The organism is Sphingobacterium sp. G1-14, assembly GCF_002196555.1.
GTDB lineage: Bacteria > Bacteroidota > Bacteroidia > Sphingobacteriales > Sphingobacteriaceae > Sphingobacterium > Sphingobacterium siyangense.
Window position 1 is genome coordinate 5097723 of the sequence record NZ_CP021381.1, and the last position, 14641, is coordinate 5112363.

The 14641-nt window shown below is 41.5% G+C and carries 11 protein-coding genes; 9 read left to right on the plus strand and 2 right to left on the minus strand.

What is annotated here, in order from left to right; translation table 11 throughout:
* Positions 1 to 123: 123 nt before the first annotated feature.
* Positions 124 to 255, minus strand: a complete 132-nt coding sequence (locus CBM24_RS27960; RefSeq protein WP_262507971.1) for a hypothetical protein — start codon at positions 253 to 255, stop codon at positions 124 to 126.
* A 634-nt stretch (positions 256 to 889) separates the two neighbouring features.
* Here CBM24_RS27960 and CBM24_RS21975 point away from each other — a divergent pair.
* The 5 genes from CBM24_RS21975 (at position 890) to CBM24_RS21995 (ending at position 4760) form a co-directional block, all read left to right on the plus strand.
* Positions 890 to 1723, plus strand: a complete 834-nt coding sequence (locus tag CBM24_RS21975; protein WP_088162746.1) for a helix-turn-helix transcriptional regulator — start codon at positions 890 to 892, stop codon at positions 1721 to 1723.
* 137 nt (positions 1724 to 1860) lie between these two features.
* Positions 1861 to 2718 carry a 4,5-DOPA dioxygenase extradiol gene (gene ygiD, locus CBM24_RS21980; protein ID WP_198385980.1) on the plus strand — a complete coding sequence of 286 codons (858 nt, stop codon included), beginning with the start codon at positions 1861 to 1863 and terminating at the stop codon, positions 2716 to 2718.
* A gap of 204 nt (positions 2719 to 2922) precedes the next feature.
* The gene (locus tag CBM24_RS21985; RefSeq protein ID WP_075993960.1) at positions 2923 to 3222 is read left to right on the plus strand and encodes a SelT/SelW/SelH family protein; all 300 of its coding nucleotides are present in this window, start codon (positions 2923 to 2925) and stop codon (positions 3220 to 3222) included.
* 67 nt (positions 3223 to 3289) lie between these two features.
* Positions 3290 to 4126 carry a methylated-DNA--[protein]-cysteine S-methyltransferase gene (locus CBM24_RS21990; protein ID WP_167512264.1) on the plus strand — a complete coding sequence of 279 codons (837 nt, stop codon included), beginning with the start codon at positions 3290 to 3292 and terminating at the stop codon, positions 4124 to 4126.
* A gap of 22 nt (positions 4127 to 4148) precedes the next feature.
* Positions 4149 to 4760: an alpha-ketoglutarate-dependent dioxygenase AlkB family protein gene (locus CBM24_RS21995; RefSeq protein ID WP_075993961.1), complete on the plus strand. Its 612-nt coding sequence runs from the start codon at positions 4149 to 4151 to the stop codon at positions 4758 to 4760.
* Positions 4761 to 4881: 121 nt separating this feature from the next.
* Here the strand turns inward: CBM24_RS21995 and CBM24_RS22000 are convergent, their stop codons facing one another.
* On the minus strand, positions 4882 to 6762 hold the full coding sequence (locus tag CBM24_RS22000; protein WP_088162748.1) for a M1 family metallopeptidase: 1881 nt from the start codon (positions 6760 to 6762) through the stop codon (positions 4882 to 4884).
* Between the two features lie 198 nt (positions 6763 to 6960).
* Here CBM24_RS22000 and CBM24_RS22005 point away from each other — a divergent pair, with 198 nt between their 5' ends.
* The 4 genes from CBM24_RS22005 to CBM24_RS22020 all read left to right on the plus strand — a co-directional run bounded on the left by CBM24_RS22005 (position 6961) and on the right by CBM24_RS22020 (position 14582).
* Positions 6961 to 8271, plus strand: coding sequence for a BamA/TamA family outer membrane protein (locus CBM24_RS22005; RefSeq protein ID WP_088162749.1), 1311 nt, complete (start codon positions 6961 to 6963; stop codon positions 8269 to 8271).
* Between the two features lie 107 nt (positions 8272 to 8378).
* Positions 8379 to 9170: a hypothetical protein gene (locus tag CBM24_RS22010; protein WP_088162750.1), complete on the plus strand. Its 792-nt coding sequence runs from the start codon at positions 8379 to 8381 to the stop codon at positions 9168 to 9170.
* Between the two features lie 18 nt (positions 9171 to 9188).
* Positions 9189 to 11258, plus strand: a complete 2070-nt coding sequence (locus CBM24_RS22015) for a TonB-dependent receptor (RefSeq protein ID WP_088162751.1) — start codon at positions 9189 to 9191, stop codon at positions 11256 to 11258.
* 9 nt (positions 11259 to 11267) lie between these two features.
* Complete coding sequence (locus tag CBM24_RS22020; RefSeq protein WP_088162752.1) at positions 11268 to 14582, plus strand: DEAD/DEAH box helicase; 3315 nt, start codon at positions 11268 to 11270, stop codon at positions 14580 to 14582.
* Positions 14583 to 14641 lie beyond the last annotated feature (59 nt).

Consider the following 14641-nt stretch of genomic DNA (forward strand, 5'->3'; position numbering starts at 1 on the left):
AACTATTTACATAATCAGAATTCTTTTTTTATATCTCTGATCTTGGATCGAATTGAACGAATTACTTGAATTTGTTCATGACTTTCGTTTGTCTACTCGTCACGCTTACATGATTGTGTTTTCTTAAAGAACTTTTGCCGCTTCAACTTCCGTATCCGCTTTATTCCGATAGGCATTGCGCCCCTCTTTATCGTTTTGTTTTTCCCTTCGTTTCCGTTGGGACTGCAAAGGTAGAAATCTTTTCTGAACTTCCAAAAACTTTTTGAAGTTTTTTTTTCTTTTCTCTTTTTTCGATTTCCGCGTTTAACTCTCGTTAAACCCTTCTTTTTTCAGGATTCCCTCTTTCGAGGTAACCGTCCCTCCCTTGCGGAGTGGTGCAAAGATAGGGAGTTTACTAACAAACTTCCAAGCCTTTTGTTCTTATTATTTTCATTTTATCCTTAACTGCCTGTAACGGTGCGAGATTCTTTTTGTAAAACAGGTGATCGGAAGGCTGAAATGGCTGATCCAGCCGCAAGATTGGGCCTTCGGAGAACCCCAGGTCATCATATAGCGTATGGAGGCAGGCTTCGCAATGGATCTATTACTAATTTCGTTCAACTTTTGTTAATAATTAATAGGGGTATTACAGGGGTATTACAGGGGGTTAACAGGGGGTTAGCGGGGGTATAACCTCTATTAACCCCCTGTTAAAACGGTGTTATAATGCTGTTAATTACAAATCAGTATACAATTTGAGCCTAAGCGGGGTAACAACAGACCTCCCCTTTTGTCAAAACTGCCGCTGAAACAAGCGAAAATAGCAATATGAAAAGCCAAATGGTCTTTGACAAACAATATGTAACTGAAACCGTATATTCGTAAATAGCAAATTAAAATCTTCCTTATTTTGAACGGACTTTTCAAAATTTACAAAGTTGACGCCGATGAGGCACTGCGCATACAACAATCCAAAAACGAAATACATCAACATGATTTCGAGGAATTGATTATTGGTGTGGCAGGAAAGCTCGAACATTTTATCGATTTTAAAACAAAAACCTACACCGCTCCATTTATAAGTTTTGTCACTCAGGGCAAAACCCACCGCGTCAAACCTCTTTTGCATAATAATAACATTGAATTTTGGGTCATTCGATTTAAAAGTGAATTTATCCCCGAAACGACTTTCCAGCTCTACGCCCACTTTCATGAAAATGCGACATTGACCTTCGCCAGCCCCAACTGCTTCGGGAGATTGATAGTCTTGTGTGAGCTAATGCAACAGGAATGCTTACAAACTAGCGTAGATTATGCGGTTATCAAGCAGCTATTGAGCACCATCTTTACTATGATTGAATCTGAACGAAAAAGGCAATTTCCAGACAGCCAACAGCAATTGAAAAATCAGAGTACAACGTTCACAAGCTTTCTATCTATACTGGAAGAGAACTACCGCCGTCCTGAAGGCGTTAATTTTTACGCGGAGAAGCTTTTTATGTCGACACGAAACCTAAATTTAATTTGTCAGAGCATATTACAACAAAGCGTTTCTGAGATTATCGAAACACGGAAACTTATTGAAGCAAAAAACCTCCTGTTGACAACGACTAAAACGATCTCGGAAATTGGTTTTGAACTCGGTTACCAAGATAAAGCCTACTTTACCAATGTCTTCAAAAAGAAAGCAGGCATGACGCCTTCGGAATTTAGAAATGAAATCCAAAAACTTATTTCCGAATAGCGTATAACAGATTTCCGAATAGTACAACAGATTGACAGGATAATGATACCGCCTAGCTAAGCCCATCCCCTACCTTTGTAATAAAAATTGACGCAGCCACATCATATCAAATGCGTAGAAAGGATTTTATTAAAATTATGGCAACATTACCATTAGCTGGAGTAGCTCATAAAGCAAACTCTTTATATAAATTTTCCGAGGAACTGGAGGCAACGGACAAATTTCCGGTCTTATTTTTAGGACATGGAAGTCCCATGAACGCCATAGAGGACAACGAATTTGTCCGGGGATTCAAAAAAATTGGCCAAACTTTCGAAAAACCGAAGGCGATTCTTGTTGTCTCGGCACACTGGGAAACACGTGGAACATTTGTCACAGCGATGGAGCATCCCGCCACCATTCATGACTTTGGCGGTTTTCCTCAGGCATTATTTGATGTCCAATACCCAGCTCCAGGCAGCCCGGCGCTCGCTTTAGAAACACAGCATATCGTCAGCAAAACAGAGGTTCATCTCGACGACAAATGGGGGCTGGACCATGGATCATGGTCTGTCGTCAAACATCTATACCCTGATGCAGACGTGCCTATTATTCAAATGAGCATCGATTACACACAATCTGCAGCATACCATTATGAAATTGCACAGCAATTAAACGCGCTAAGAAAAAAGGGGGTACTCATTATCGGTAGCGGCAATATGGTGCACAACTTACGGATGGTCGCCTGGGACAAACTCGATACGGCAGGCTATGCGTATGAGTGGGCTACTATAGCCAATGAAAAAATGAAGAAATTTATTCAGAATGGTAATCATCAGGCGCTCATAGATTTCAGAAAACAGGGCAAAGAGTTCGACTTGGCAATTCCAACTCCTGAACATTACCTCCCTTTAATCTATACCTTGGGTTTACAGGAGAAAAATGATGAGTTGTTTCTCTTCAACGACAATTCAGTGGCTGGATCACTGACCATGACCTCTTTGAAAATCGGTTAAGCCTCCAGCATACCTATCAGGAATATCCAACAATACCAGCCCATTCCATTAACCGAGAAAAAGGCCAATGGAATGGGCTTGTTGTATACAGTACTCCGCTGAGTCGGAAATAATCTCGAAATTTCCATGACAAAAAGCGTTAGGATTGCAGCGCTAGGATTGATAAATTTGTTTGAAACAAAACAACGTACTTGAACTTAACTCATGGCAACAAAACCTGTTATTGAAATTGAATATTGTCCAAAATGCAATTGGATGCTGCGCGCCGCCTATATGGCGCAGGAGGTACTGAGTTCGTTCACCGATGAGATCCATGGAGTGATGCTGGTCCCCAGCGAAATTGCAGGCCGTTATACAGTACGGGTAGCGGATAAGGAGATATTCGATCGAAAAAGAGCCGGTCGATTCCCCGAAATAAAAGAACTCAAACAACTGATCCGTGATCTGGTCGCACCAGATAAATCCTTAGGTCATTCGGACAAATCTCCTTCATCCAACATGTAATTTAGCATAAATCGGATTTTAAAGACTTCTTCTTATTAGCAACTTTGTATAAATTAAATGAACAATCATGACTATTCAACAAGAAGTAGATTTTCAACGTATCGCCAAGGCCATACATTTCTTACAGGAAAACTTTAAGTCTCAACCTACATTGGGTCAGATCGCTTCTCATGTTTACATGAGTGAAGCTCATTTTCAACGCATGTTTACCGCATGGGCAGGTACAAGTCCCAAGAAATTCTTACAGTACGTAAGTATAAATTATGCAAAATCATTGCTCAAGGAAAATAACATTGCTGAAACAACATTCCAGCTTGGCCTTTCCAGCAGCAGTAGACTTCATGAACTATTTATCAACATTGAGGGGATGACTCCCGCTGAATATAAAAATGAAGGCTCCAATTTATTGATTTCCTACGCGTATTATCAGAGCTTATTCGGCACAATGCTAATTGCATCCACCTCAAAAGGTATTTGTCATATTGCCTACGCGGATGATAACATAACAGCTTTTGACGCTCTTCAGCAACGATTTCCGAACGCAACATACCTACAACAGGGGAACAGCATGCATGAGAATGCACTCAGCGCATTAAATCCCCAAGATAAAGATATCCGTCAGGTAAAATTACATTTAAAAGGCACTGATTTTCAATTGAAAGTCTGGGAAGCTTTATTAAAAATCCCTATGGGTAACTTAAGCACTTACGGTGCTATCGCTTCTCAAATCGGAAACCCCAAGGCTTCCCGTGCTGTCGGCACAGCTGTTGGAAGCAATCCGATAGCTTACCTTATCCCCTGTCATCGTGTTATACAAAACAGCGGTATATTTGGTGGTTACCGATGGGATCCAATGCGGAAAACAGCGATGATCGGATGGGAGACTTTGCATACGGCTATTTAGTAAACACACACAATACGATAACATGGAACTTTTCGACAATCTCTTCGATGGCAATAGAAATCTACTCCCTTACGATGGGACTGTCAATTATTATGGTAAAATACTACCTCCACAGGAAGCAAACCACTATTTTGATAGACTCATGGACTCGATCGAATGGGTAAATGACCGTGCCATTATTTTTGGAAACGAAATCGTCACCAAACGAAAAGTGGCTTGGTATGGCGACCAGGCTTTCGAATATAGCTATTCCAACACCACTAAAAGGGCGCTTCCCTGGACAAAGGAACTTCTTGAACTGAAAAAGATTGCCGAACAACAAACACAGGAGACGTATAATTCCTGCCTGTTGAATCTTTATCACAATGGCGACGAAGGAATGGCCTGGCACAGTGACGGTGAAAAAGACCTCAAAAAAAATGGAGCAATTGCTTCTTTAAGCTTTGGTGCTGAACGAAAGTTTGCCTTTAAACATAAAACGAGCAAAGAAAAAATAGACATCATCTTGGGCCATGGAAGTTTATTGGTGATGAAAGGTCTTACACAAACGTATTGGTTGCATCGGCTTCCACCGACAAAAAAGGTGTTCAGTGCACGAATTAATCTGACATTTCGATGCATCGATCAGCTGTAATCTTACAGCCCCAGGGTAAGGCTTACAGGAATGGACACCTAGTTGTAGGCAGACTTCAACAGCATTCAGTCACCAATCGTGTCAACCTTTTCAAACATAAAGGCTGACACGATCGATCGGGTTATTTAATAACGTCCCAGCTGTTGTCCTTGGCTGTGTAATCCATAAAAATGCCACCGTCCAAGGTAATATTTTTCACCTTTTTAGTCGAAGTCCAAGTCAGGATTACCTGTTTTTCATTGTGTTGCCAAATTGACGGAGTTTGATGTTTTGTCTCCACCGATCCATCCGTATAGGTAATCAACACATCAAACGGAATTGCAAATCCCCCGATATTGGTGATCGTCAGTGTATTTTTACCAGCAAGCTGTTTAAAACCATTCACCTTAAGGTCAATGTAATTATTGGTGAAATACCAATTTTTCCAATACCAGTTTAAATTCTGCCCAGCTCCAGCATTGATGCTATAAAAGAAGTCCCAAGGCGTCGGATGTTTTCCATGCCATAGCTCCATGTAATGGTGTAGTGCTTTTTTAAACAGTTCATCACCCAGGTAATCCCGTAACGCAATATAAGACAATGCGGCCTTGATGTAGGCATTGTTGCCGTACCCTAAACCACTCAACTGAGAGGTCATGGTAATCAAGGGTTGGTCTTCTTCGGTAGAGGGGTCAAAGATATAGCGCTTTACACGGGCATCTTTGAAAAGTTCTTTATTTTTTTCGGCACCAATCTCCGCATTTCCAATCCAGAATTCCAATGCAGTAGCCCAGCCTTCATCCATATAACCGTATCGCGTCTCATTGATACCCATGTAAAAAGGGAAATAGGTATGTGCAATTTCATGGTCTGCTGTTTGCCGTGCATCCACGAGATTATCTGGGACACTCGAATCGTTAATCATCATCGGATATTCCATATCTGCAAACCCCTGAACGGCTGTCATTGTTGGGTACGGATAGGTGACACCAGGCCAATTTTTAGAAAACCAGTCAATGCAATATTGCTGCCAACCAATGTATTGTTCAAAATCTGCTGTTCCAGCGACATAGCTTGACTGCACACTCACGCGCTTACTTCCCAAATCTACACTCCCGCCATCCCAGATATAATTATCACTCACACTGAAACAAAAATCAGGCACATAGGTTGCTTTAAATTTCCACTTATTCCAGGCTTCTTGTGTTGTCACTTTCCCCGCTTTCATTTCGGCATCTGTCGCGATATGTATTGGCGTATCGCTGACTTTTGATTTTTCGAAACGGTCCAGAATAGGTTTCTGCAGTACATCAGCCGCATTTGTCAATTCACCTGTCGCCCAAACAACAAAGTTCTTCGGAACAGATATCTCAAATTGATAATCGTTGAAACCATTGTAGAATTCTTGTCGGCCATTATGTTCCAGAAGATCCCAACCATTATAATCGTCGTATACAGACACACGCGGATAAGCGTAAGCACAATAAAAGGTGGAAGCATTCAACAGCCCTTCACGGTCGCTTTCGACAGATAACGGATATTCCCAGCTAATGTCCAATGTTGCAGTCCTTCCCGGAAGGATTTTCTGCCCAAAATCACCTAACTTCACCGTTCCCCAGTCCTTGCTGTTTACGTCGTAAACTTGACCATTCAGTTTAAACGATTTAATCTTTAGGCCCGAAGTCAGGTAGTCGTCCGAAGCGTATGCAGCACGTACCGCATTAGGTTTGTGCACATTGTTCACAAATCGGATAGCCAAGCGTTTCAATGTATCGGGACTATTGTTTGTGTACAGAATAGTCTCTGTTCCACTCACCATCTTTGTAGCCGGATCCAATTGCACCCGCACATCATACTTACCAAAATTCTGCCAATAGTTTTTCCCTGGTAGACCCGTTTTGGTACGGGTTCCCTTCTCGATCGCTTGCTGAATATTTCTTGGGGTATACAGTTCTTGCGCATGAGCTACCCCTGTCAATAAAAGCAAAGTCAATCCATAATTAAATATAGTGCGTCCTATCATATCCTAGTTTAAATAATCAAACTAAGATAAATTTGCTGTGATTTGCAAGTTTAATTCTCCTGCTTCGCAAGAAAAATAAACTTCTTCAACACAATACCACATTTGCATTTGTTCAGAGATCAAAAAAAGACAGGCTCCGAGTACTTGAGAAAACATTTTATTTTTTTTGACGTTTAGTTTTAAGATAGACCCGAATGTATGCATCAACTTTTACGTTTTAACGATTTCTTCCGACATGCTTTTTTAGGAATACTTTTAATTTCAATCCCTACGCTGCTCGCTGCCCAAACCGATGCAAAAACAGACTCTCTTGCACAGTACAAACATCAGCGTGACTCGGCCTTGGCCAGTCAATACGATATATCGGATCTAATCGGAAGAATAATCCATCCCAAACGAAAAAAGGAACATGCGAGTAAACGCTCTCCCATCACCTTAATGCCCAACATTGCCTACAACCCAACCATTGGTGGTCAGATCGGAATCAAGGCTGTCGCGGGGAAAGTATTGGGTGACCCCAAAACAACGACCATGTCGATCGCAGCGACATCCGCCTCAATCACCACAAAAAACATCATGGTCTTCTATATTAGCCATAATATCTTTACCCCCAACAATAAACTAAATTTTCAGGGCGCTTTTGCACTTGTCAAAATGGTCGCTTTAGATGCGGGTTTGGGCATGACTCCCCATGGAAAATGGAACAATGCCGATGAAGAGATCCTTGCCAACCCCGACCATAAGAAATACGGAGCAAAATATAACGCGTTTACATTTAATGAAAAAGTCTATAAACGAATCGCCGACGGACTATTTGTTGGAGCCGGATTGGCGTTTGACTTACGACGAAAAATAACCAGCAGCGGCCCCAATGGCAACATTACTCCCAATACCATCTACACCGAAAAACATGGCTTCGAGCCCGACAGTTATAATTCCAATGGACTATTGCTCAATATGCAATACATGACAAGAGACAACCCCAATAGGCCTTACAAGGGTATCTATTCGGATATCGGTGTGCGATGGAACACAACGCTGTTGGGCAGTAGCAAAAGTGCTGTACAGCTTACCACCGACTTTCGAAAATACTTTAGTTTATCTCAGTCCGACCCGGCTCATGTACTTGCCTTCTGGTATTGGGGCTCCTATAAACTCGGTGGTACACTCCCCTATTTTGATCTCCCCGGAACGGGAAGAGACGTAGCCGTCAGAAGCGGCCGCGGTTACACCATTGGTTATTTCAAAGGAATTTCTTTCGGTTATGCCGAAACAGAATACCGCTTCCCAATTTTAAAGAATCGCTTTTTGAGCGGAGCTGCTTTTTTTAACCTACAGACTGCCAGCGACGAACTGGGCACCAAACTTTTTGAAAGGTGGCAACCTGGGGGTGGTGCCGGATTACGGGTACTCTTTAACAAAGCAACACGCACAAATCTATGTCTGGACTATGCCTTTGGAAAATATGGTTCCCGTGGTTTCTTTTTGGGGCTGAATGAAGCTTTCTAATTCCAGATTGCGACAGCTTTGTTTGCCATAAAATAACTAAATTAGCCGATGTTGTTGCTCTTTCTATTCACGAAGAGTGACTGAATTGGCATTGACGATATTTCATCATGAATTTAAAAACCTTTTTTCTATACATTGTATTATTATCAGCTCTTGTTTCCTGTCATCAGACAAAGACGTCAAAAACAACGAAAAATGACGAACAAAAGAAAGAACAGGTAGTCCCTCCTGCATCACCACCACTCCCATCGGATACTTCGAGCTACGATAGCCCGCGTTTTGCAGACAGAATAAAGGAACAAGCGCAGCAGTTAATGAAAATGAACGACGCCGGCCTCTTCGATAAACTGCACCAGAAGTTAACGACAACACTAAGTGCAGACCAGAAAGATTATTTTCTTGGGCATCCTAACTTGGCTGTTTTAGCGATCGCGAAAGGGAATATCTTCGAAAATGGCCCCGGTGACCTTGGGTATACGGTATACAACAAAGGTAATCATCCCATCGAGATCACCTTATTCGATCATAAAAGCAATACATACAACACACTGTATAAAGAGTTAAAAGTTGTCAATACCCTTCAAAATTTGGATTGTTCATCCAGCTTTGGATCGCTCGATTATCTCGTTGCTTCCGAACTGATTGATCAAGAGGATTATATTCGATTAAACAATTCAAATTACCTGATTGACGACAATTCCTTTGATGTGACCGATATTTCGACGAACAAAAACTTTGATTTGCAGCAGGGATGTCTGAACAAAAAATTCTCAAAAGAAGCCATGGCCAACAGTCTTTGTGTACCGACCAGCTCCGTATATGCGAATTTTCAATGCCTAAAATACAATAAGAAAAAGCAGATTTTTGAAATTTATTTCAGTCAGGAATTTGCAGACTAAGCCGACCAAACCTTAACGATGAAAAGATATTACCTACTTGCTACCCTTGGTTTATGTAGCAAATTATATGCGCAGGAAGTGGATACTACGACTAATCGGCTAGAACAAGTCGAAGTTAAAGCCTACTTCAATAAACAACCGCTATTGCGATTGACATCTTCTGCGGCTGTGTTAAGCAGCCAAATGATCCAATCCCAGCAGTCGCCCTCCTTTGTTTCAGCAATGAACAGGGTGCCGGGTTTACGCATGGAAGAACGTTCCCCTGGGAGTTACCGGCTAGCACTCCGTGGGAGTATGGTCCGTTCACCTTTTGGTGTTCGCAATGTCAAAATATATCTGGACGACTTTCCTTTTACTGACGCAGGCGGGAACACCTACCTTAACTTGATAGATCCATCCGCAATAGGGCAGATAAATGTATTGAAAGGTCCAGATGGATCGATCTATGGGGCCAATTCAGGCGGTGTACTCTCCTTTTATAGTAAAGGATTTGATCGATCTGACAAACCTGAAGTCAACCTCCAATTAACGGGGGGCTCCTACGGTCTTTTCCAGGAACAGTTCAATGCAATATTACCCATCAACCAGACTCAGCAACTTGCTATCAATCAAAGTTGGACAAGAAGTGACGGTTATCGCCAGAATTCAGCCTTAAACAAAAAGAATATCCAACTCAATTACAATTGGCAATATGCAAAAACATCCGAATTAAAATTCACCGGTTTCTATTCGGATCTCGGTTACCAAACTCCGGGAGGGCTCACCGCAGCACAAATGGAGAGCGACCGCAGGCAGGCCCGGCCTAAGGGCGGACCAAATCCTGGTGCTGCTGAACAAAAAGCAGCAATCTACGATAAAACATTCTTTGGTGGACTGAGCAACCAGACGCATCTCAGTTCTAAGATGACCTTATTCGCCAGTGTATTTGGCTCATCCAATCAGATCAAAAATCCCTTCATCACCAATTACGAGAAAAGAGATGAAAAGAATTTAGGAACGCGCCTGTATTTATCTTATGTGGATTTGTTGAGCCAAGATTTAAAATATGAAGTCCAACTGGGCTTGGAAGCGCAAAAGGGTTGGTATGCTATTGACAATTATGACAACGCCCAAGGTGTCGCTACCGATCCTCAGGCCAAGGACAAATTGGAAAACAGTCAGCAATCATTTTTTGCACGCACCCAACTGGAATGGCTAGAGCGTCTCCAGGTAGAGCTGTCGCTCGGATTAAATGAGAATAAAATTGGCTACCAGCAACGTTATCCTGTCGCACAAGAAAACAAAGAAAATATTGATTTCGGGAGTACATGGATGCCACGAGCAGCACTATCCTATTTGATCACTCCAATGCTTGCACTTAGAGCATCGATTTCTAAAGGTTTCTCTGCACCAACTGTTGCTGAAGTCCGTTCGTCAGACAATACAATTAATACGATGCTGAAACCAGAAACAGGTACAAACCATGAATTTGGGCTTCGTTGGCATTTGTGGAATCGCCGGATTATTTTAGATGCAGCGGCCTACACTTATCAAATGAACAATGCCATCATCCGACAGGTACGGGATAATGGTGCTGAATATTTTCAAAATGCGGGTAAAATAAACCAAAAGGGATTGGAAGCATCGCTATTCATGTATTTGATCAGGCCTCAAACAACCGGTACGGTCCGTAGCCTACAGCTGACCAGTAATTTTTCCCTCAATGACTACAGTTTCAAAACCTATCAGGTAGGCGACAAAAACTATAAGAACAATAAACTTCCTGCGGTTCCTAAAACGGTATGGGTAAATTCGTTGAATATACTTTTCCCGGATGAATTCCAGTTGGATCTTCTTTCCAATTTAACAGCAGCAATACCACTGGATGACGCAAACACTGTTTATGCCAAACGGTATCATCTTTTACAAGGCAAATTATCCTGGAGCAAATCTGTCTGTTCACAGCATAAAATTAGATTTTTTGTTGGGGCCGACAATCTACTCAATGAAAAATATAGTCTTGGAAACGATATCAATGCTTTTGGAGGACGGTATTTTAATCCTGCCCCTTTACGTAATTATTATGGCGGAATGAGTTTTAATTTTTAACCAAGCATTATGGACTTCCATCAGTATACATTGACCGATATCGATTTCACCAAGGTGAGCCGTTATTCTTATTTTCCTTGGATGGACCTGACACTGGCCCATTTTCAGGTCAATGCGATGGAAATGGAGGTCAATCAGGCAACTTTTCAGGTACTGGAGAATTATACCGATTTTGAAGTGATGATCATCCATACGTTGCCCACAACAGCCGTCTTTTGCAATTGTCCACAAACAGGATTCTGCCGTCATCAAAAGGCGGCTTTAGGTAAACTATTTACACAGGAGAATTGGCTGGCATTTTTTGATCACAACCGCTATCAGCATCTACTCAAGAAGGTTGCGGCACAATATGGACTGGAAAAGGAATCGTCTTTAGAAAACTATTTTTCAGCCCAGATCAAAGCAGGGAAGCTGGAGTTTCTATTAAAAGACAAACAGCTAACCTCCATTGATGACTTTGATCTAGTGGAGGAATCTCTTGCCCCAAAGGCCAAGACGACAGCCGAAAAGCAGCAGCATTTTGTGGTGTTAACGCGCAACCGGTATTACAAAAATCTACAAATACTCCTGTGCCAAGCTCCAATGACGAAATCCGGCCTACCTAAAAACCCGATTTCCGCCAGTGAGAGCCAGTCACGTATCTGGCAAAGCAGCTCGATTGAGGAAATGCAATTTTACACCGCTGTTTACCAATTTTCTCAAGCTGTACAACAGGATATCGAAATCAGCTCCAGTCTGAAGGCGGTTGCAAAAAACCCATTACACCTCGATTTTTATCTGCATGACTATGAAAAATCCGACAATATAACAGCCTCCACCTTATCGACTGTTCAATTTAACCTAAACAAAGGTGATATTAAGCTCTTTATTTCAAAAAAAGGTGCGTTTTATACCATTCAAGGAGAAATTCATATTCATACGATAGCCTACAATTTACAGGATTTAGTCGTTCTTTTGGACCATTTCATTCTCATCAAAAATCAGCTTTTTCTGATTGAAAATAGGTTTCACCTCAAGTTGATCCGTTTGTTTGGCAACAAAGGTGAGCAATTGTTGATCCATCAGCGTAAGTTCGAAGAATTCAACAGGTTGTTTTTGGAACAGATAGCACATTCCGTGGAGTTAAATTTTAAAGATATTCCCAAAGCAAGCAAGCCACAGTTGAAGGAAAATCTGTATTATCAGGACATGCAGCCACTTTTGTTTCTCGAAGAATCGGAAGATTTTGTCAACCTTATTCCTGTCATGCGTTATGGTGAGGTCGAAATTCCTATTTTAAGTAAGCGGAATATATTTGGTACAGACAGCAAGGGTACACAATTTTTGGTCGATCGGAAACGTGAAGCTGAAACAAAAGTTATTTCCCTGTTACTGAAGCAGCATCCCTATTTTCAGGAGCAAATGGATGAAGGAAGCTTTCAGCATTTTTATTTGCATCGCAAATACTTTCTGGACAGTAACTGGTTTCTGGATGCTTTTGAGGAGTGGCAACATCAGGGTATACAGATCATCGGATTTAATACGTTACGTGGAAATAAATTAAGCCGTTTTAAGGGAAAAATACATGTGGAGGTCCTCAGTGGACAAAATTGGTTCAACGCCAATATACAGGTCAAATTTGGCCCCAAAAGTGTCTCCCTAAAAAAACTTGAAAAGGCAGTACGGAACCGCTCGCAATTCATCACCTTGGATGACGGCACCCAGGGCATTTTACCGCAACAGTGGCTCGATAAATTTGAAGCCTATTTTAATGCAGCAGAATCGATAGCTGATGATTTCATTGAAATTCCAAAATACAAATTCAATGAAATCGATCAACTATTTGATCAGGCGGAGCTAGACCCTATCGTGTTGGCGGAGCTCAGCACGTTGAGAAAGCAGCTCGCTAATTTTTCTTCGCTATCCGAGGTCCAGATACCACCAACTTTTGTCGGAAACTTACGCCCTTATCAGCAACAAGGGCTACAATGGCTGCATTTCTTGGATGGGCTTAATTTTGGTGGCTGTCTTGCCGATGACATGGGACTTGGCAAAACGATCCAAATATTAGCCTTTCTGGCTACTCAAAAAGCAAAGGGACAATCTGCACCAACATTACTTGTACTTCCCACGACCTTAATTTTTAATTGGCGGCATGAAATCCAGCAATTCCTTCCATCTTTCCAAACGTTGGTTTTAGATGGTCCAAATAGAATAGAAAAAGGGATGCAGTTTGAACAATATGACCTTGTTTTAGTTTCTTATCACAACCTGCTGACGGATATTAATACGCTAAAAAAAATAACCTTCAATTATGTCATATTGGACGAATCGCAGCAAATCAAAAACCCGGATTCCCAGCGATACAAAACGGTAAATTTATTAAAATCAAGAAATCGCATTATTTTAACAGGAACTCCTATCGAGAATAATACGATGGATCTTTATGCCCAGCTTTCCTTTATTGTGCCGGGTCTACTAGGAAGCAAAAAATATTTCAAAGATGTCTATACGACTCCTATTGATGCTTTCCATGACCGCAAGAGAAAAAAAATGCTGAAAGAGAAAATAAAGCCTTTCATTCTCCGTAGAACAAAACAGGATGTATTACGTGATCTTCCTACAAAAAATGAACTGGTCCTTTACTGTGAGATGAAAACTGCCCAACGGCGAATTTATGATCTTTATGAAAAAGAGTTTCGAGATTTTATCTCTGCCAAAGATGGCGATGAAATCAAGAAAAGCCCCATGCATGTCCTAAAAGGTCTAACAAAATTGCGACAGATATGTAATTCAAGCAAACTGCTCCAAAATGAGGATCTGACTAGCGCTGCGGACTCTGCCAAAATTGAAATGCTTATCGAGCAAATTCAGCATAAAAAAGACCAGCACAAAATGATCGTGTTTTCACAGTTTGTCAGTATGCTCAACCTGATTAAAGAGGCTTTGGATAAACAGGGTATTCGCGCGTTAATGCTCACAGGCCAATCCAAAAATCGAGGTAAATTGGTTAGTGATTTTCAATCCGACAAGGATATCCCCGTTTTTCTGGTTAGTCTAAAAGCCGGTGGTACCGGACTTAATCTTACCGCAGCCGATGTCGTGTACCTGGTAGACCCCTGGTGGAATCCTGCTGTTGAACAACAGGCGATCGATAGGATCTATCGCATGGGGCAACAAAAGACGGTCACCGCAGTCCGATTAATCAGCCCTAACACGGTCGAAGATAAAATTCAGACCTTACAGCAACATAAAAAGGAGATTAGCAACAGTATTCTGGATGACGGCGGAAGTTTAGATGTCTTTTATCTCAACAAAAGCTATTTAATGAATTTGCTACGCTAAACTATTGAAATCAAAAAAGGGGACATCGATTGCAGTGCCCCCAAAAAGTTAGACACTTT

What these genes read in the sequence shown, in the direction of transcription:
- CBM24_RS22015 (WP_088162751.1), top strand. Translation starts at nt 9,189, where the DNA reads ATGAAAAGATATTACCTACTTGCTACCCTTGGTTTATGTAGCAAATTA.
- CBM24_RS22020 (WP_088162752.1), top strand. Translation starts at nt 11,268, where the DNA reads ATGGACTTCCATCAGTATACATTGACCGATATCGATTTCACCAAGGTG.
- ygiD (WP_198385980.1), top strand. Translation starts at nt 1,861, where the DNA reads ATGGCAACATTACCATTAGCTGGAGTAGCTCATAAAGCAAACTCTTTA.
- CBM24_RS21990 (WP_167512264.1), top strand. Translation starts at nt 3,290, where the DNA reads ATGACTATTCAACAAGAAGTAGATTTTCAACGTATCGCCAAGGCCATA.
- CBM24_RS21985 (WP_075993960.1), top strand. Translation starts at nt 2,923, where the DNA reads ATGGCAACAAAACCTGTTATTGAAATTGAATATTGTCCAAAATGCAAT.
- CBM24_RS22010 (WP_088162750.1), top strand. Translation starts at nt 8,379, where the DNA reads ATGAATTTAAAAACCTTTTTTCTATACATTGTATTATTATCAGCTCTT.
- CBM24_RS22005 (WP_088162749.1), top strand. Translation starts at nt 6,961, where the DNA reads ATGCATCAACTTTTACGTTTTAACGATTTCTTCCGACATGCTTTTTTA.
- CBM24_RS22000 (WP_088162748.1), bottom strand. Translation starts at nt 6,762, where the DNA reads ATGATAGGACGCACTATATTTAATTATGGATTGACTTTGCTTTTATTG.
- CBM24_RS21995 (WP_075993961.1), top strand. Translation starts at nt 4,149, where the DNA reads ATGGAACTTTTCGACAATCTCTTCGATGGCAATAGAAATCTACTCCCT.